Source organism: Rhizobium sp. BG4, assembly GCF_016864575.1.
GTDB lineage: Bacteria > Pseudomonadota > Alphaproteobacteria > Rhizobiales > Rhizobiaceae > Rhizobium.
Map to the genome: position 1 here is coordinate 1356191 of NZ_CP044126.1, position 16310 is coordinate 1372500.

The 16310-nt window shown below is 62.2% G+C and carries 18 protein-coding genes and 1 riboswitch (1 of these 19 cut by a window edge); of the genes, 9 read left to right on the forward strand and 9 right to left on the reverse strand.

What is annotated here, in order from left to right; genetic code table 11:
- Nucleotides 1-40 precede the first annotated feature (40 nt).
- The 5 genes from F2982_RS26390 to F2982_RS26410 form a co-directional block, all read right to left on the reverse strand.
- A complete protein-coding gene (locus F2982_RS26390; protein ID WP_112718536.1) occupies nucleotides 41-811 on the reverse strand; it encodes an SDR family oxidoreductase in 771 nt (256 codons plus the stop codon).
- Nucleotides 808-1803, reverse strand: a complete 996-nt coding sequence (locus tag F2982_RS26395) for an ABC transporter permease (RefSeq protein WP_203430461.1) — start codon at nucleotides 1801-1803, stop codon at nucleotides 808-810. Before F2982_RS26395 ends, F2982_RS26390 begins: the two co-directional genes overlap by 4 nt.
- 62 nt (nucleotides 1804-1865) lie before the next feature.
- Nucleotides 1866-2906, reverse strand: coding sequence for a sugar ABC transporter substrate-binding protein (locus F2982_RS26400; RefSeq protein ID WP_203430462.1), 1041 nt, complete (start codon nucleotides 2904-2906; stop codon nucleotides 1866-1868).
- 34 nt (nucleotides 2907-2940) lie between these two features.
- On the reverse strand, nucleotides 2941-3708 hold the full coding sequence (locus F2982_RS26405) for an ATP-binding cassette domain-containing protein (RefSeq protein WP_130280895.1): 768 nt from the start codon (nucleotides 3706-3708) through the stop codon (nucleotides 2941-2943).
- Nucleotides 3705-4844, reverse strand: a complete 1140-nt coding sequence (locus tag F2982_RS26410) for an ROK family transcriptional regulator (protein ID WP_203430463.1) — start codon at nucleotides 4842-4844, stop codon at nucleotides 3705-3707. The genes F2982_RS26405 and F2982_RS26410 overlap by 4 nt, the downstream gene beginning before the upstream one ends.
- A gap of 207 nt (nucleotides 4845-5051) precedes the next feature.
- Here F2982_RS26410 and F2982_RS26415 point away from each other — a divergent pair, with 207 nt between their 5' ends.
- The 3 genes from F2982_RS26415 to F2982_RS26425 are packed head-to-tail and all read left to right on the forward strand — an operon-like array spanning nucleotide 5052 to nucleotide 7633.
- Entirely contained in the window at nucleotides 5052-5366 is a 315-nt protein-coding gene (locus tag F2982_RS26415; RefSeq protein WP_112718528.1) for a MocE family 2Fe-2S type ferredoxin, read from the forward strand.
- Between the two features lie 5 nt (nucleotides 5367-5371).
- Nucleotides 5372-6595, forward strand: a complete 1224-nt coding sequence (locus F2982_RS26420; RefSeq protein ID WP_203430464.1) for an FAD-dependent oxidoreductase — start codon at nucleotides 5372-5374, stop codon at nucleotides 6593-6595.
- Between the two features lie 33 nt (nucleotides 6596-6628).
- Nucleotides 6629-7633 carry a Gfo/Idh/MocA family oxidoreductase gene (locus F2982_RS26425; RefSeq protein WP_203430465.1) on the forward strand — a complete coding sequence of 335 codons (1005 nt, stop codon included), beginning with the start codon at nucleotides 6629-6631 and terminating at the stop codon, nucleotides 7631-7633.
- Nucleotides 7634-7645: 12 nt separating this feature from the next.
- Here the strand turns inward: F2982_RS26425 and F2982_RS26430 are convergent, their stop codons facing one another.
- Together F2982_RS26430 and F2982_RS26435 are read right to left on the reverse strand one after the other, a co-directional pair.
- Nucleotides 7646-8473, reverse strand: coding sequence for a TIM barrel protein (locus F2982_RS26430; protein WP_203430466.1), 828 nt, complete (start codon nucleotides 8471-8473; stop codon nucleotides 7646-7648).
- A 23-nt stretch (nucleotides 8474-8496) separates the two neighbouring features.
- On the reverse strand, nucleotides 8497-9507 hold the full coding sequence (locus F2982_RS26435; protein WP_203430467.1) for a LacI family DNA-binding transcriptional regulator: 1011 nt from the start codon (nucleotides 9505-9507) through the stop codon (nucleotides 8497-8499).
- 146 nt (nucleotides 9508-9653) lie between these two features.
- Here F2982_RS26435 and F2982_RS26440 point away from each other — a divergent pair, with 146 nt between their 5' ends.
- Together F2982_RS26440 and F2982_RS26445 are read left to right on the forward strand one after the other, a co-directional pair.
- Complete coding sequence (locus F2982_RS26440) at nucleotides 9654-10688, forward strand: sterol desaturase family protein (RefSeq protein ID WP_203430468.1); 1035 nt, start codon at nucleotides 9654-9656, stop codon at nucleotides 10686-10688.
- 175 nt (nucleotides 10689-10863) lie between these two features.
- Nucleotides 10864-11793 carry a sugar ABC transporter substrate-binding protein gene (locus F2982_RS26445; protein WP_203430469.1) on the forward strand — a complete coding sequence of 310 codons (930 nt, stop codon included), beginning with the start codon at nucleotides 10864-10866 and terminating at the stop codon, nucleotides 11791-11793.
- 70 nt (nucleotides 11794-11863) lie between these two features.
- Here F2982_RS26445 and F2982_RS26450 read toward each other — a convergent pair whose 3' ends face one another.
- Together F2982_RS26450 and F2982_RS26455 are read right to left on the reverse strand one after the other, a co-directional pair.
- Nucleotides 11864-12109, reverse strand: a complete 246-nt coding sequence (locus F2982_RS26450; RefSeq protein ID WP_112718516.1) for a hypothetical protein — start codon at nucleotides 12107-12109, stop codon at nucleotides 11864-11866.
- Between the two features lie 159 nt (nucleotides 12110-12268).
- Nucleotides 12269-12898: an outer membrane protein gene (locus tag F2982_RS26455; protein WP_203430470.1), complete on the reverse strand. Its 630-nt coding sequence runs from the start codon at nucleotides 12896-12898 to the stop codon at nucleotides 12269-12271.
- Nucleotides 12899-13048: 150 nt separating this feature from the next.
- Nucleotides 13049-13151, forward strand: a riboswitch (TPP riboswitch).
- 109 nt (nucleotides 13152-13260) lie between these two features.
- On the opposite strand from F2982_RS26455, the gene F2982_RS26460 reads away from it, so the two are divergent.
- From F2982_RS26460 to minD, 4 genes are all read left to right on the forward strand, one after another.
- Nucleotides 13261-14001, forward strand: coding sequence for an ABC transporter permease (locus tag F2982_RS26460; RefSeq protein ID WP_203430471.1), 741 nt, complete (start codon nucleotides 13261-13263; stop codon nucleotides 13999-14001).
- Between the two features lie 31 nt (nucleotides 14002-14032).
- Nucleotides 14033-14971, forward strand: a complete 939-nt coding sequence (locus tag F2982_RS26465) for an ABC transporter substrate-binding protein (RefSeq protein ID WP_203430472.1) — start codon at nucleotides 14033-14035, stop codon at nucleotides 14969-14971.
- Between the two features lie 131 nt (nucleotides 14972-15102).
- Nucleotides 15103-15855 (forward strand): septum site-determining protein MinC, encoded by a 753-nt coding sequence (gene minC / locus F2982_RS26470; protein WP_203431190.1) that lies wholly within the window; start codon nucleotides 15103-15105, stop codon nucleotides 15853-15855.
- A gap of 33 nt (nucleotides 15856-15888) precedes the next feature.
- Nucleotides 15889-16310, forward strand: the 5' portion of a protein-coding gene (gene minD, locus F2982_RS26475; protein ID WP_112718510.1) for a septum site-determining protein MinD. 394 nt of this gene lie beyond the right edge of the window; only the first 422 of its 816 coding nucleotides appear in the window; the start codon lies at nucleotides 15889-15891; its stop codon lies off the right edge, out of view.

The following is a 16310-nucleotide window of genomic DNA, read 5'->3' on the forward strand; positions in this document are numbered from 1 at the left end:
GCTGGTTAAGAGTTTGGTAACGAGGGCGTGATGAGCCGCCTCACGACGGCTGCAGTTTGAAATCGCTTCCCTCGGGCAACAGCTGCCCGCCATCGACGACGATGGTCGTGCCGGTGATGTAGCTCGCATCGTCGGATGCCAGGAACAGGAAGGCATTGGCGACATCGCGCGGGCTGCCGAGCCGGCCGAGCGGGATCGCATCCTCCATGTTCTTGATGAAGGCCGGGCCGCGGTGAAGTTGCATGGCCTCGGTCATGATATTGCCCGGCTCGACGCCATTGACGGTGATGCCATAGGAGGAGAACTCGAGCGCCGCCGCGCGGATGAAGCCGTTGATCCCCGCCTTGGTCGCCGAGTAATGCCCATGACCCGGGCTCGTCACATGCGGGCCGGTGATCGACGAGGTGAAGAGGATACGGCCGTAGCCCTGCTTCTTCATCGGATCGAGTGCGGCGCGCGCAGCATTGAAGGAGCCGCGCAGGTTGACGGCGATCACATTGTCCCAATCCTCGGGGCTCGTGTCCTCGATCAGTTGCCAGGGATAGACGCCGGCATTCTGGACGATGATATCGAGCCTGCCATAGGTCTCGACCGCGAAGGCGACGACAGCCTTCGCATCTTCCATCTTGGAAATGTCGGTCTTGAAGAAGGCGACGCCGAGGTCTGCGGCGGCCGCGCGGCCGCCTTCCTCTTCGTAGTCGGCGAGAACGATGGTCGCGCCTTCTTCCTGAAAGCGCTTGGCGGTTGCCTTGCCGATGCCGCGGGCCGCACCAATGACGATTGCGATTTTTCCGTCCAGTCTTCCGGTCATGCGAGCCTCTGACGCAGTTTTTGCTTGAAGGTATCGAGAAGGACTGCCGCCAGCACCAGGAAGCCGTGGATCACCTGGGTGAAATTGGCGGGCAGGCCCATGAGATTGATCGCCGTGTTAATCGACGACAGGAGAAGCACACCGGCATAGACGCCGGGGAGCGCACCGACGCCACCCTTCAGGCTGACGCCGCCGATGACGACGGCCGCGAAGGCGTTGAAGAGCAGGCCGACGCCGAGATTGGCAGTGGCGCCCGAGGTACGGATGGCAAGCAGCCAGCCGGCGAGCCCGGCGATCGCACCGGCCATGACGAAGGCAATGATCAGGTTGCGCTGCACCGGAATACCGGCGCGGAAGGTTGCCGTCTCGTTGCCGCCGATCATCGTCAGATGCCGGCCGAACGGGGTCTTCGCCATCATCACCGAAAACACGATGAAGCAGAAGATTGCGATCCAGGCCGTCAGCGGCAGGCCGATGAGGCGCTGGATGCCGAACCAGCGGATGGCGGGCGCCAGATCCTGCGCCGAGCGGCCGCCGGAGACGGCGAGCACGATGCCGCGCACCCAGATGTAGGAGGCGAGCGTGATGATGAAGGCATTCATCTTCACCTTGACGATCAGGAAGCCGTTGAGCAGCCCGATCAGCCCGCCGACCGCAAGCGCGATCAGCAGCGAGACCGGCACCATCAGCCATTCCGGGCTGAGCGTGAAGCCCATGCCGATACCGGCCGAGCAGAACAGGATGCCGACGGCCATCGCCGAAAGGGCGGCGACCGATTCCACCGAGAGGTCCATGTGACCGGCGATGATGACAAGCGCCAGGCCGATCGACATGACGCCGAGAACGCTGGAAGCCTCGATGATATTGGCGAAGATGCCGAGCTGGAAATAGTTCGGGACGAGCGCCGAAAAGACGGCGAGCACGAAGATGAGCATGAACCAGACGAGATTGTCGAGGACGAGCTCAAAGAATTGACGCGTGCGAGGTGTCATGCGGCCGATCCGGTTGTCTTTGAGGGAGCCCGGGCCTTGAAGCCCGGGCGCTGGAATGTCGCTCATTCGACGGATTTCACCTGAGCGGTCGGCGCTTTCTGGTTACCCCAGAAGGCCGGGTCGTCGACATTCTCCTTGGTGATGGCGGCACCGGGGATCTTGATGTTCGGGCCCCATGCCTCCTTGGTGACGACGCCCTTCAGGCCGAGCACGTCATATTCGCCGGGCTTGATCTCTTCCTTCTTGGCGATCCTGTCCATGAACATGGCAACGGCTGCGGCCTGGGCATAAAGCGGCTGCTCGACTTCGACATTCAGCCAGCCCTTGCGGATCAGGTCGAGACCGACAGGAGCACCGTTCGAGCTCATCAGCATGACGTCGCCGGGCTTCTTGCCGGCCGCTTCAAGCGAAGCGACGGCGGCGACCGAGAGATGCGCGGCATGGCTGAAGATCAGGTCGATATCAGGATTGGCGAGCATCTGGTCGGACACGATCGTTCCGGCATTGCTGGCTTCCCACTGCATGGCGGGCACCGAGATGATCTTCACATTGGGGAAGGCCTTCATCTTCTCTTCGAAGCCCTTCTGGATGTCGAGCGTATAGGGATCGCCCGGGTCGCCCAGAACCTGGAGAACCTTGCCCTTCACGTCGCCGTTCTTGGCCTTCAGGAGTTTTTCGGCCTGTTCGGCGGCGACGTAACCGATCTCGATCGTTCCGGCAACAGAGGTGAAGTCGGATGGCGTCGAGGTGATCTGACGGTCGAATTCGACGACCGGGATACCGGCGGCACGAGCTGCCTCGATCGAGGGTTTCAGCGCGTTGAAATCGACGGCGGCAAGGATGATCGCCGCGGGTTTCAGCGCGATGACGTCGTTCATCTGCGATTGCTGCGCATCCGTCTTGTTGTCGGCGTTCAGCGTCTTCATTTCATAGCCGGTCTGCTTGAGAAACATCTCGAGCGCGCTGACCGAGCCGGTCTGGAATTCGTCAAGCAGCGTCGGGACGAGGTAATAGACGGTGCCTTTCGACTGCGCGAAGGCAGTCGTCATCAATGACAGGCCGAGTGCCAGAACGGTCAGCGCGGCTAAGACTATTCGCTTCATGTCGTTCTCTCCTTTTGCGCCGGACCCTCAGTTTTTATGACCCCACCGGTCCGGCACCGGCGAGGTTTTGTCCGGTGATCATGCCGATCACCGCGTCTGCATTTGTCTTCGATGTCTCGACATCGCCCGCGACGACGCCCTGGCGGATCACCACGATCCGGTCGGCCACTTGGAAGGCCTGCTGCATGATGTGGGTGATGATGACGACGCCGATGCCCTGGTTGGCGACATGGCGGATCATTTCCAGGCCGCGGCGGGTCTGTTCGACGCCGAGTGCCGCAAAGGGTTCGTCGAGCAGTACCAACTTGCCGCCCCAATGGACGAAGCGGTTGAGCTCGATCGCCTGACGCTGGCCGCCCGAGAGATGCTCGACCTTGCTGCGCAGCGAGGGGATGCGGGTGCCGGCATTGGCGAGCGCATCGCCGACCACCTTTTCCATGGCGCGCTCATCGAGGAAGGGGATGCCGAGCACCTTGCGGGTGATCTCGCGGCCCATGAAGAAATTGGCGACGACATCGACATTGGTGGCGAGCGACAGGTCCTGATAGACGGTCTCGACACCCGCCGCCTTTGCCTCGGCCGGGGTCTTTGCCACATAGTCGCGGCCTTCGAAGATCATCCGTCCCGAGCTCGGCTCCAGACCGCCGGAGATGATCTTGACCAGTGTCGACTTGCCCGCGCCGTTATCGCCGAGCAGCGCCACGACCTCGCCCTTGCCGATCGAGAAGCTGACGCCTTTCAGCGCTTCGATGGCGCCGAAATTCTTGCGGATATTGTCGAGCACCAGCAGCGGTTCGCTCATGCGGCGATCCCTTTCTCGTCGGGGGTGGAAAACATCTGGCCGAAGCGCGGCGAGAGCACGCCGGAGACGGCGAGTGCAGCCGCGCCGCGCAGCACCGAGTTCTGGCAGTCGCTCGCCATGACCAGCCGCGGATGGCTGCGTCCCTCGCGCACGGCAACGGAGTTCGGCAGGCCTACAGAAGCGACCAGCTTTTCGATGAGTTCGGGCGGCGCGAGCCCGCCGAGCACGATCGTCTGCGGATCGAGCAGGTTTTCGATGGTGCGGATGGCATTGTGGAAGATCGGGCGGATTTCCTCGGCCCACATTTGTTGCGAAAGACCACGGCGATTGAAGGCGTCGAGCGAGAGATAGCGCTCCAGGCAGCCGCGGTTGCCGCAGGGGCAGGGCTCGCCATCGGGAACCGCTGGGATATGGCCGATTTCACCGGCATTGCCCCAGCCGCCGCGCATCACCGCGCCGTCATGAACCATGGCACCGCCAAGGCCGACGCCGAAATAGAGGTAGTAGTAGTTCGAAAGCTCGGCACCCAGGCCGTAAAGCTGTTCGCCAAGGGCAGCACAGGCCATGTCGGTGTCGATGAAGGCGGGCAGGCCGGAGGCCTCGCCGAGCCGCTCCTTGAGCGGCACGTCCTTCCAGCCCGTCATCGTCGTCGGGCCGATGAAGCTCATGGATTCGACGCCGAACGGACCTGGCAGGGCCATTCCGGCGCTCAAGATCCGTTTCGTCTCGCCGGTACCGCGCAGTTCGGCAACGAGTTCGCCGATCAGCCGGAAGGCAAGGTCGGGGGCGACGTTCGGGGCGGTGCGATGAGCGCTCTGGACGATATTGCCGCTGAGATCGACGAGCGCCGCATCGATGCCGAGTGGCGTCAGGTGAATACCGGCGACATAACCGCCCCCGGGATTGATCCTGAGCACGGACGGGGGAATGCCGCGGCCCTTCGGCTCTTCGCGGACGGAGAGGATATAGCCTTGTTCTTCAAGTTCGCGGACGATGGTGGAAACGGTCTGCACCGTCAGGCTGACGCGCTTGGCGATCTCGGCGCGTGTGACCGGGCCGTTCAGCCGGATCGCCTCGAGGACGATACGCCGGTTGTACGGACGGCCTGATTCCTGATTGGTACCGCGCAACGTCATGTCACTGCCCCCAAGAACATGAGCAGCTTCTCACCGAGTTTTTATTTAGTCAAACGGTTTTCAGAAATAATGCTGACGGTCGCCCAAGCTTGGTCCTGCGCTGTCAGGCGCCGATGCGATTGATGGAATTTGATCAAGAATTATCCCGCCAAGTCAGGCGCTCTCGCCTAGTTTCCGATCAAACGCCATGAACTTCGGGAGGATGGGATGAGCAACTGGGTCAAGGCCTGCGAGATCGATGATGTCGAGAATGAGGATGTGATCCGTTTTGATCACGCCGGCAGGACATTCGCGGTCTATCGCAGCCCCGATGACAAGTTCTTTGCGACCGACGGCATGTGCACGCATGAGAAGGTGCATCTGGCCGACGGGCTGGTCATGGACAACATCGTCGAATGTCCGAAACATAACGGCCGCTTCGATTATCGCACCGGCGAGGCCCGCGGCGCCCCTGTCTGCGTCAACCTCAGGACCTATCCCGTGAAGGTCGAGGATGGCGCGGTCTATCTCGGTCTGGAGTGATGCCGATGGCCGATTTCGTCATCATCGGCGCCGGGCAGTGCGGGGCGCGGGCAGCCATGGCGTTGCGCGAGCAAGGTTTTGAGGGGCGCATCACGCTCGTCGGTGATGAGCGGCATCTGCCTTACGAGCGCCCGCCGCTTTCCAAGCAGCATATGCTGGTGTCAGAGGGTGCATTGCCGCCCTTCATTGCCGATGGCGCCGCCTTTGCGGAGCGGGGTATAACAGTTGTCACCAATGATGCGGCCGCCCAGATCAATCGCGACAGCAGGACGGTCCGTTTGGCCAGTGGCCGCACGCTCCCTTATGACAAATTGCTGCTCGCAACCGGTGCCGCACCCCGGCGGCTGCCGGCTACCGAGGGCCTGGAACATGTCTTCTATCTCCGCACCCATGACGATGCGGCGCGTCTTTCCGGGCGACTGACGCCGGGCAGCCATCTTGCCATTATCGGCGCCGGGTTCATCGGCCTCGAGCTTGCCGCTTCGGCACGAAAGCGTGGGCTTGAGGTGACTGTCATCGAAGCGCTGCCGCGCATCCTGATGCGCGCCGTGCCGGAGGCTATAGCCGAGAAAGTCCAGGTTCTGCATGAGGCCAACGGGATCAGCATTCTTCGCGGGTTCGGAATCGAGCGCCTTACAGGCAGTGCTGACGGTGTAAACCTGACGTTGGCTGATGGGACGGTGGTGAACGCCGATATGCTCGTCGTCGGTATCGGCGCCCAGCCGCGCGTCGAGCTCGCAGCGCAGGCAGGGCTTACGATCGAAAACGGCATTGCCGTCGATCAAAGTTTGCAGACCTCTGATCCTACGATCTTCGCTGCCGGCGACTGCTGCTCCTTTCCCTATGACGGGCGGCGGATCCGGCTCGAAGCCTGGCGCAGCGCGCAGGATCAGGGTGCCCATGCCGCTGCCAGCATGCTCGGCGACACCAGGCCTTATGAAGCCGTGCCATGGTTCTGGTCGGATCAGTTCGACTACACGCTGCAGATCGCAGGCCTTGCGGACAAGGCCGTGTCAGCAGTGCGCCGCGATATCGGCGACGACGCCTTCATTCTCTTCCATCTTGCCGAAAACGGCCGTCTCGTCTCGGCGAGCGGCTGGGGGCCGGGCAACAGGATCGCCAAGGACATCCGGCTCGCCGAAATGCTGATCGCCAAACATGCGACACCCGACTCAAGCGAACTGACTTCGCCTTCAGTGAACTTGAAATCCCTGTTGCCACGCGGCTAGGGTTGGATCAGCGAAATTCTGGGAGGAAATTCAATGGCAGAGGTCAGGATCGGCATTATCGGCACAGGCGTGATGGGCAGCGATCATGCCTCGATCCTTGCCGAGGGTGTCGCCAATGCAAGGCTCGTCGCCGTGCAGGATTTCAGCCGCGAGCGGGCGATTTCCGTCGCCGGGCAGCTCGGCGTCCGCGTCATCGCCGAAGCCGATGCGCTGATTGGCGACCCCGAGGTCGACGCCGTCATGGTCTGCTCGCCGGACGAGACGCATGCGGCGCTGGCGCTGAAGGCGATTGCCGCGGGCAAGCCGGTCCTCGTCGAAAAGCCGCTGGCCTCAAGCCTTCCGGAAGCCGAAGAGATCATCCGCGCCGAGGAGAAAGCCGGCCGCCGCCTCGTGCAGGTCGGCTTCATGCGCCGCTTCGATCCTGGCTATCGCGAGATCAAGCAGGCCCTGAACACAGGCGAGTTCGGCCGAGCGCTGTTTCTCCATTGCATCCACCGCAACGCGGTTGCGCCCGACTACCTGACCTCGGATCTCGTTATTGCAAATTCCGCCGGGCACGAATTCGATATCGCCCGCTTCCTGCTCGACGAGGAAATCGTCTCGGCCTACGTCGCAAGCCCTCCGGCGACGCGCAATGCGCCGAACCGCCAGCCGCAATTCATCCTGCTCCAGACCGCATCTGGCGTCGTCGTCGACATCGAGGTCTTTACCGACGCGCAATATGGCTATGATGTCCGCGCCGAGCTTGTCTGCGAGGACGGAACGGTGGCGCTCGATCCGTCGCCCCATACGTCTCTGCGCGTGAAAGGAAACGATGGCTTCCGCACGCCTGCCGACTGGCGCCCGCGTTTCCGCCAGGCCTATCGCGCGCAGCTGGAGGCCTGGACGGCAGGCATCCTCAGTGGAACGCCGACCGGCGCCAGCGCCTTCGACGGGTTCATGGCGATGCAGGTCACCAAGGCCTGCCTGCATGCCTGGAAATCGGGCGAGCGGGTTGCCGTGGCTCAGCACGAGAAACCAGCGCTCTACCGCCTTTGACCTGCCGCTCCTTCAGAGCCGCGACCAGAGCGCCCTGATCTCGTCTTTCAGGAACAGGGCTTCCTGCCAGCGATCCGTGCTGTCTTCGCCATCGCGCCCGGTGATCGCATAGGGTTTCGGGCCGAGTTCGCAGGTGAAGGCGAGCGCCTCATCCGGTCCGGCGCGCCCCTTCCAGCTGCGGAAGCCGTACTCCCACCAGGTCATGAAGAGATCGAGCCAGGGCTTGTGATGCGGGAAGGAGATCTCGATCTGCACCTGCTCGCGCGAGGCGACGCGGCCGTGAAAGGCCCAGGAACTGTCGAGAATGCGGTTGATCAGCGCGTGGTTCTCATCGGAAACTGGCCAGGCGAATTCGCGGCCGACCAGGAAATGCGAGAGGTCGCCGAGCAGCTTCAGATCCGGTAGGCGGTCCATCAGGTCGAGGGTGAAGAAGAGATCGGTGGTCATCCGGTCGCGATGCGTCTCGATGAAGACGGGGATGCGCGCCTCTTCGGCCAGACGATGCCAGCCTTCGAGCAGCGGCAGGCAGTCCTCGATCCGGCGCAACCGGACATCCGGCTGCAGGCAGAGATGGGCGACACCGAACTCCGCCGCATTCTCCAGCGCCGGCTTCAAGTCATCGACGGTCTTCGGAAAACACTGTCCTTCCGCCTTCAGCCCGTGATCCCTCAACAGCCCGGCGAGGTTCTGCACATAGCTGCGATCATACCAGTGGGCGCTGACGCCATCGAAGCCCGCCTCAGCGATCAGGCGGATGTTCTCTTCCAGGGATCGCTCCTGCTGTCTCGCGCTTCGAAGTTCCATCGCCCAGAGCGACTGGAAGACATTGAGGGTCTGCATGGCTTACCTCCCGAGTGTTTTGGTTAGAGATTCTGCGCGCTGATGGTCATGAACCGCACGGGATCGGTGATGACCTCGGTGCGGATGATGTCGAGCTTGCGCAGAATGAGATCGACGGAGCGGCGCGCCTGCACTTCGGGCGCCTGGTCGAGACAGATGTCGAGAAGGCCGTTTTCCAGATAGCGCTTCTTCTTTTCGGTCAGTTCGTGGCCGACCCAGAAGATATCCCGCTGCTTGGCCCATTGTTGCAGGACGATGGCGACGCCCTCATCACCACCGCCAGCCGAATAGACGCCGATGATCTCGGGGTCGCGCCTGAGCGCTTCTCCCAGCAGCTCGGCGCATTGCAGATCGTCGTCGCGGCCCATCATCACCAGCGAGAGCGCGTGGCCTTCAGCCCCGCGCTCGGCCATATAGTCCGAGAATCCCTGAATGCGCTGGCGGTGGTTCGAATAGGCGCCGCTATGGCAGATGGCCGCGAAATGTCCTGGCCGCGCCGCCAGCATGCCGGACATGTAATAGGCGGCACTGCGGCCAGCCGCATAATTGTCGATGCCGAGGTAGGGAACCTCGGGATCGTCGCAGCGGGTCACCACCTGTGCAACCTCGACGCCTGAGGCACGCACCTGGCGCAGCGCCTCGATCACCTTCGGATGGTCCTGAGAACAGATGATCAGTCCCGATCGGCGAAAACTCGGATTGGCAATGTGGTGCGCCATGCCGATCGGATCGCTTTCCTTGATGAAGGTGCGGTGCAAGATGACGGCGCGGTCGAGCGAGGCGGATATGCGCTCGAAGGCCTGGTTCAGCCGGGCGAAGAACGACGTCTCCGGCCGCACAAGAATGACCTCGATGCGGATCGCGCCACGATGGGTCTCGGTCGAACGCTCGCCATAGCCGAGCTTCTTGGCGGCGCGGATGACCTTCTCGGCGGTCTTTTCGGTGACGCCGCCGCGGCCGTTGATGACCCGCTCGACGGTGGCGATCCCCAGTCGTGCCTCCCGGGCGACATCCTGCAGCGTCGTCTTTTTCATCAAAACCTCCCCCAAACTCGCCTGGACAGTCAAGCATTCCAGCCTCTCGGGCGAAATACCGCAATTGATCAAAACACATCAAAACAGCGATGGGAATTGGCCCTGCGGCTGCGGTAATTTTTGCCTCACGAGTTGGAGGATTTCAGATGGACGACACACTATACGGCAAACGCAACAAACGCGGCGACTGGGCGCCGTTCAAGCTCATCCAGTATCCGCCTGTGTTCATCTGGCCGGTCCAGCCGCTGCGTTTCCTGAAATGGCTGTTTGGCTATCCGGGCTATCTGATGCCCTGGAACGTCCTTTACGCGGTGATCGGCACCCTGCTCTGGCTCTACGCCACGCCGTCGCTGGAGACGGCAAAGACCTTCTCGATCGGCTGGATCGCCTATCTGCTCATCCGCAATGCGGCGATCGTGCTGGTCTTCTTCGGCGCCTTCCATCTGCGCCTCTACATGCAGAAGAAGCAGGGCACGAGCTTTAAGTTCAACGCCAAATGGCCCTCTGTCGGCAACGACGCCTTCCTTTTCGGCAACCAGACGGTCGACAATGTCATCTGGACCTTTGCCAGCGCGGTGCCGATCTGGACGGCATTCGAGGTGCTGACGCTCTGGGCTTTCGCCAACGGCATCATTCCCTATGTGTCCTTCGCCGAGCACCCGGTCTATTGCGTCGTCGTGATGTTCTTTATTCCGACCTTCCGCGACCTGCATTTCTATCTGGTGCATCGCCTCATCCACTGGCCGCCGCTGTATCATGCCGTCCACAAGCTGCATCATAACAACGTCAATCCCGGCCCCTGGTCCGGTCTTGCCATGCACCCGATCGAGCACCTCCTCTATTTCTCCGGTGTGCTGATCCACTGGATCGTGCCGTCCAATCCTGTCCATGCGATCTTCCACCTGGCGCATGCAGGCCTTGCCCCGGCACCGGGCCATGCCGGCTTCGACAAGATCGTCGTCGGCGAGGAGAGCGCCATTGATACGCACAGCTACGACCACTATCTCCATCACAAGTATTTCGAGTGCAATTACGCCGATGGCGTCATCCCGCTCGACAAGTGGTTCGGCACTTTCCACGACGGTTCGCCCGAGGCCCAGGAGCGCATGGACAAGCGCTTCATGGAGCAGGCAAGGCGCCGCGCCGAAAAGAAGGCGCGCGGCGAGCAGCAGGCAAGCTGACTGATTTCCCAAGCGAGCGACCGAGAAAGGCCCGGCTGCAGAGCCGGGCCCTTTGCTATGCGGATGCCCTGCAAATGAGGCGTTTTCATCAAATTATCGGCGGACCGCACGGCCTTCCCCGGCTAACGTTTTCCTGCGGCCGCCTGGCGCCGCCTTATCTCTGGGAGGAGAGAACATGCTGAAATTGCTGACCGCCAGCGCCGTTGCGCTGGTGCTTGCGTCGCAGGCGCACGCTGCCGACCGTATCGGTGTTTCGATGGGCACGCTGTCCAACAACTTTCAGACGCTCATCGTCAACGGCATGGAAGACTACGCCAAGTCGATCGGCGTGGAGCTGCAGATCGAAGACGCGACGACCGACGTCAACAAGCAGCTCGATCAGGTGAAGAATTTTGCCGCCGGCGGCGTCTCTGCCATCATCGTCGACCCCGTCGATTCCGACGGTACGCCGGCTCTGAGCAAGGTTGCCGAAGATGCCGGTATTCCGCTCATCTATGTCAATGTCCAGCCGACCGACCTCAACACGCTCGGCAAGCAGCAGGCCTTCGTCGGCTCCAACGAAACTGAATCCGGCACGTTGCAGACCAAGGAAGTCTGTCGCATGCTCGGCGGCAAGGGCAATGTCGTCATTATGATCGGCGACCTCACCAGCCAGGCGGCGCGCCAGCGCACGCAGGACGTCCACGATGTCGTCAAGACGCCTGAATGCAGCGGCATCAACGTCGCCCAGGAGCAGGTCGGCAACTGGAGCCGCGTCAACGGCGCCGATCTGGTTTCCAACTGGCTGACATCGGGCGTCGAATTCAATGCCATCATCGCCAATAATGACGAGATGGCGCTCGGCGCGATTTCGGCGCTGAAGGCCGCCGGCGCCTCGACCGACAAGATCATCGTCTCAGGCATCGACGCGACGCCCGAGGCGCTGCAGGCGATGAAGACAGGCGATCTCAAGGTCACCGTGTTCCAGGATGCCAAGGGCCAGGGCAAGGGATCGATCGATGCCGCGATGAAGGCGATCAAGGGCGAGAAGCTCGACCGCGAGGTCTGGATCCCCTTCCAGCTTGTCACCCAGAAGAACATGGCGGATTTCGAGCATCTGAACTAAGGCGCGGCCTGCCTCACGGGCGGTGTCAGGACGGCCACGATGCGCTCAGGCCATCGTGGCCATTCGCATGTCAGGCGGCTGGCAGGGGCTCGCTGATGACGACGAAATTGGCGCAACTATGCTCGACATTGGCTATGCGGATGCGCAATTCGCGCCGCGAGGTCAGCAGAAACAGGAAGACCTTCTTGGCCCGCTGCGCTCTGCGCAGCACTTCCTCGCCGCCGAAAAGCAGGCCATCGCGCTCTCCGAGTTCGAAAGCGACATGCTCACTATAGTTCTCGTCCGTGATGGTGATTGTTCCGAGACCCGACAGCATGTGAGCATTCCTCATGATGGGAATGACTTTTGTCGAAGTCCTAAATTAGTGCAACACGGTGTTCCGGTTTTCCACGAGATGTTGGAAAGCGTACCGGCGATCATAGAAAAGGGCACGCCGAACGAAGGCGTGCCCTTACATTGGGGAGATGGGTGGCGCCTAGAACTTGACGCCGACGCCGATCATGATCGTGTTCTGGTTCAGGTCGAAATCGCCGCCAGCCGCGCCGAAATTGCCGCTGCCGTAATCGGTGTAGCGATATTCGCCGCGGGCAAAGATATTCTGGGTGAAGGCGTAGTCGATGCCGGCGCCGATGGTCCAGCCGTTCAGCGTATCCGATTCGTCTGGCCCGACATCCGGATTGGCCTCGGCCCGGGCGATTGCCCAGCCGGCCGTGCCGTAGATCAGCGCATTGTCGAAGGCATAGCCGACGCGGGCGCGAACCGAGCCCTGCCAGGTCGTCTCGACCGAGCCAAAGGCTACATCCTCCTTGTTCCAGTTGTGCAGGACGTCACCTTCGACACCGACAACCCAGTTGTTGTCGAACTGATAGTTATAGCCGCCGAAGACGCCGAGAATGCCGCCATTGGCATCGACATCCGATGCCCCGGAAGGATCGAAGGTGTTCCAGCTATAGCCACCCTCGGCGCCGATATAGGGGCCGGACCAGGTGAAGACAGGTGTTATCGCTTCGGGCTCGCCAGGGGCGGGCGGCGGCGTCAGGTCCGCGGCCTGAGCGGAAATGCCGGCAAGTGAGGCAGCCAGCGCGGTGAGAATAACGAATTTCATATTCGGTCTCCCTAATGCTTAAGGGTCAAGTAGGGTGCCTGATCCAAAAGTCTCTAATTAATTTTGTAGCTGAGACCCCGGAATACAAGACTGGCGACCGGCCTGCGACAGATGCGCCATTGACTTCAGGCCGGGAAAACGACAGGTTCCGCCCATTCCGAGGGGAGCATCTGACGATGCTGAGATGGCGGTGAGCCGGACCCTTGAACCTGATCCGGGTCATGCCGGCGTAGGAACGGAACAAGATGCCGGCGGCATCTCCCCTTCTTCTTCGCTTTGCCTGGATCTCCAATTCTGTCTGGAGATCGCTTCGCCATGTCTGTCTTTCCGTTCCCGCATCCGGCCCGCGCGAAGGCCTAGCGATGCGTCCGCTCAACGCCCTCGGCGGCGTGGCCCTGCTGATCGCTCTCTGGCAGGCGGCCATCTGGATCTTCGCGCCCGCGCATTTCATTCTGCCGTCGCCTGCCGACGTCGTCGCCGTCTTCGGCAGGCAGCCGCTCTTCCTGCTTGAGCAGAGCCTGACGACGGCGCTCGAAATCGTCCTCGGCCTGCTCTGCGGCGCCATATCGGGCGCGGCCGTCGCCTTCGCGCTCGCCGCCTTTCCGGCGGCCGCCACGCTCGTCTGGCCGATGGTACTGATCCTTCAGGCTTTCCCGGTCTTCGTGCTGGCGCCGATCCTGGTTATCTGGCTGGGTTTCGGCATTGCCTCGAAGATCGCCATGGCGACGATCATCATCTTCTTTCCCGTCGCCTCCGCCTTTGCCGACGGGCTGCGCCGCACCGAGCGGGATATTCTCGATGCGGTATCGCTGACAGAGGCCAGCCATTGGCAGACGCTGATGCGGATCCGCCTGCCGCTCGCCCTGCCGTCCCTCGTCTCCGGCCTCAGGATCGCTGCACCCCTCGCGCCACTCGGCGCCGTGATCGGCGAATGGGTCGGGGCGTCGTCCGGCCTCGGCTTCGTCATGGTCCAGGCCAATGCCCGCATGCAGACGGACATGGTCTTTGCCGCCATGGCCGTGCTCGCCGCCATGACCGTTATCTGCCGCGTCGCCGTCGACAGGCTTACCTCCGGCTGGACCCCATGGGCCACCACGGACTGACTTCTTCTTCCCGCATAATCATGGAGCAAACATGCTGCGTCTGATATCCGCCACTCTCCTTGCGATCGCGACCCTCGCATCGCCCTCCTTCGCCAACGACAAGCTGACCGTCATGCTCGAATGGTTCGTCAATCCGGACCACGCGCCGATGGTGATCGCACAAGAGAAGGGCCTGTTCGCCGCCGCCGGTCTCGATGTCACCCTCATTCCGCCCGCCGACCCCTCCGCGGTGCCGCGTCTCGTTGCCGCCAAGCAGGCCGATATCGGCATCCACTACCAGCCCAATCTCTATCTCGATCATGAAGCCGGATTGCCGATCGTCCGCATCGGCACGCTGGTCGAAACGCCGCTGAATACGGTGACCGTTCTGGCCGACGGGCCGATCAAGAGCCTGGCCGACTTGAAGGGCAAGAAGGTCGGCTTCTCCGTCACCGGTTTCGAGGATGCGATGCTGAAGCGGATGCTCGAAAATGCCGGTCTCAAGAAGGACGATGTCGAGCTCGTCAATGTCAACTTCTCGCTCTCGCCGTCGCTGATCGCGGGCAAGGTCGATGCGACCGTCGGCGGCTTCCGCAATTTCGAGCTGACGCAGATGAAGCTCGAGGGTCACGAGGGCAAGGCCTTCTATCCGGAAGAAAACGGCGTGCCGCCCTATGACGAACTGATCTTCATCGCCCATCGCGATTCGGTTGCCGATTCGCGTCTGCCGCGCTTCCTCGGTGCGATCGAGCAGGCCTCCGTCTTCATCACCAACCACCCCGATGACGCCTGGCAGATGTTCATCAAGGCCTATCCTGATCTCAACGACGAGCTGAACCGCAAGGCTTTTTTCGACACGCTGCCGCGCTTCGCCAAGCGCCCCGCCGCTCTCGATACCGGCCGCTACGAGCGCTTCGGCGCCTTCATGCAACAGATGGGACTGGTCAAGACGGCGCCCAAGGTCGAGGACCTCGCCGTCGAGATAAGGTAGTCTGTGGCGCGTCTGCCACGGCCCTTTGCAAAGCCCCCCGGCCGTTAACCGAATGTACCGGCCGGGAGCCCCGCGTTAACTATTTGTTAACCACGAAGCAGCTACACCGAAGCAATCAAAAATTAACCAAGATTGCTAATGTGTTAACCGACGCACGCTCCATCCGTATCAAAGGCCGTTCGTTCCTGGCGGTCGTTTTGACGCCCGATCTGCCCTTCGAGGAGTGGCTGGTCCGGCTCGACGATCTGGCCTCGCGCTCGGCAGGATTCTTCCTGGGGCGTCCCGTGGTTCTCGACGTTTCGGACCTGCAGGCCGACCGGGCGCTGCTGAAATCGATGATTGCGGCGCTCGCCGAGCGCAATGTGCGGATCATGGGGATCGAAGGCGCGCGTCCCTCGCAGCTTGACGCGACGATGCCTCCGGGCATGACGGGCGGCCGCCCGGCGCCGGATGTCGAGGTGACGGAAACGGCGCCTGCGCCTGTGAAGGGCGCTGCACCGAAGGCTGAAGAGCCGGTACAGGTCGTGGCGCCGCAGGTGATCACCCGCGCGCCGCTCTCCTCGATGGTGCTGCACGAGCCGGTCCGCTCCGGCCAGTCGATCATCTTTCCGGAAGGCGATGTGACGATCATCGGTTCGGTCGCCTCGGGCGCCGAAGTCATCGCCGGCGGTTCCATTCATATTTACGGCGCGCTGCGCGGCCGGGCGCTTGCGGGCTCGGTCGGCAATGCATCGGCGCGCATATTCTGCCGCAAGCTCGAAGCCGAGCTTCTGGCGATCGACGGCATTTACAAGACCGCGGACGATCTGCCCGCGGACCTGCGCGGCCACTCCGCGCAGCTTTGGCTCGAAAACGACGCGATCATGGCATCGCGGCTCATTTAACAGACGAATTGGTTCAGGAGCAGGAGAGGGGATATGGGTAAGGTCATAGTTGTTACCTCGGGTAAGGGTGGCGTTGGCAAGACGACCTCCACCGCGGCACTCGGCGCAGCACTCGCGCAGCGCAACGAGAAGGTCGTCGTCGTCGACTTCGACGTCGGTCTGCGCAATCTCGATCTGGTCATGGGCGCCGAGCGCCGGGTCGTCTACGATCTGGTCAACGTCATCCAGGGCGATGCCAAGCTGCCGCAGGCGCTGATCCGCGACAAGCGGCTCGAGACGCTGTTCCTGCTGCCGGCCTCCCAGACCCGCGACAAGGACTGCCTGACCGAAGAGGGCGTCGAGCAGGTCATCAACGACCTGAAGCGCCATTTCGACTGGATCATCTGCGACAGCCCCGCCGGTATCGAGCGCGGCGCGACGCTCGCCATGCGCCATGCCGATATCGCCGTCGTCGT

Coding starts and splice junctions, on each gene's coding strand:
- F2982_RS26410 (WP_203430463.1), bottom strand. CDS start 4,844: ATGACGTTGCGCGGTACCAATCAGGAATCAGGCCGTCCGTACAACCGG.
- F2982_RS26420 (WP_203430464.1), top strand. CDS start 5,372: ATGGCCGATTTCGTCATCATCGGCGCCGGGCAGTGCGGGGCGCGGGCA.
- F2982_RS26465 (WP_203430472.1), top strand. CDS start 14,033: ATGCTGCGTCTGATATCCGCCACTCTCCTTGCGATCGCGACCCTCGCA.
- F2982_RS26405 (WP_130280895.1), bottom strand. CDS start 3,708: ATGAGCGAACCGCTGCTGGTGCTCGACAATATCCGCAAGAATTTCGGC.
- F2982_RS26400 (WP_203430462.1), bottom strand. CDS start 2,906: ATGAAGCGAATAGTCTTAGCCGCGCTGACCGTTCTGGCACTCGGCCTG.
- F2982_RS26445 (WP_203430469.1), top strand. CDS start 10,864: ATGCTGAAATTGCTGACCGCCAGCGCCGTTGCGCTGGTGCTTGCGTCG.
- F2982_RS26460 (WP_203430471.1), top strand. CDS start 13,261: ATGCGTCCGCTCAACGCCCTCGGCGGCGTGGCCCTGCTGATCGCTCTC.
- F2982_RS26440 (WP_203430468.1), top strand. CDS start 9,654: ATGGACGACACACTATACGGCAAACGCAACAAACGCGGCGACTGGGCG.
- F2982_RS26450 (WP_112718516.1), bottom strand. CDS start 12,109: ATGCTGTCGGGTCTCGGAACAATCACCATCACGGACGAGAACTATAGT.
- F2982_RS26430 (WP_203430466.1), bottom strand. CDS start 8,473: ATGCAGACCCTCAATGTCTTCCAGTCGCTCTGGGCGATGGAACTTCGA.
- F2982_RS26390 (WP_112718536.1), bottom strand. CDS start 811: ATGACCGGAAGACTGGACGGAAAAATCGCAATCGTCATTGGTGCGGCC.
- F2982_RS26395 (WP_203430461.1), bottom strand. CDS start 1,803: ATGACACCTCGCACGCGTCAATTCTTTGAGCTCGTCCTCGACAATCTC.
- F2982_RS26425 (WP_203430465.1), top strand. CDS start 6,629: ATGGCAGAGGTCAGGATCGGCATTATCGGCACAGGCGTGATGGGCAGC.
- F2982_RS26415 (WP_112718528.1), top strand. CDS start 5,052: ATGAGCAACTGGGTCAAGGCCTGCGAGATCGATGATGTCGAGAATGAG.
- F2982_RS26435 (WP_203430467.1), bottom strand. CDS start 9,507: ATGAAAAAGACGACGCTGCAGGATGTCGCCCGGGAGGCACGACTGGGG.
- F2982_RS26455 (WP_203430470.1), bottom strand. CDS start 12,898: ATGAAATTCGTTATTCTCACCGCGCTGGCTGCCTCACTTGCCGGCATT.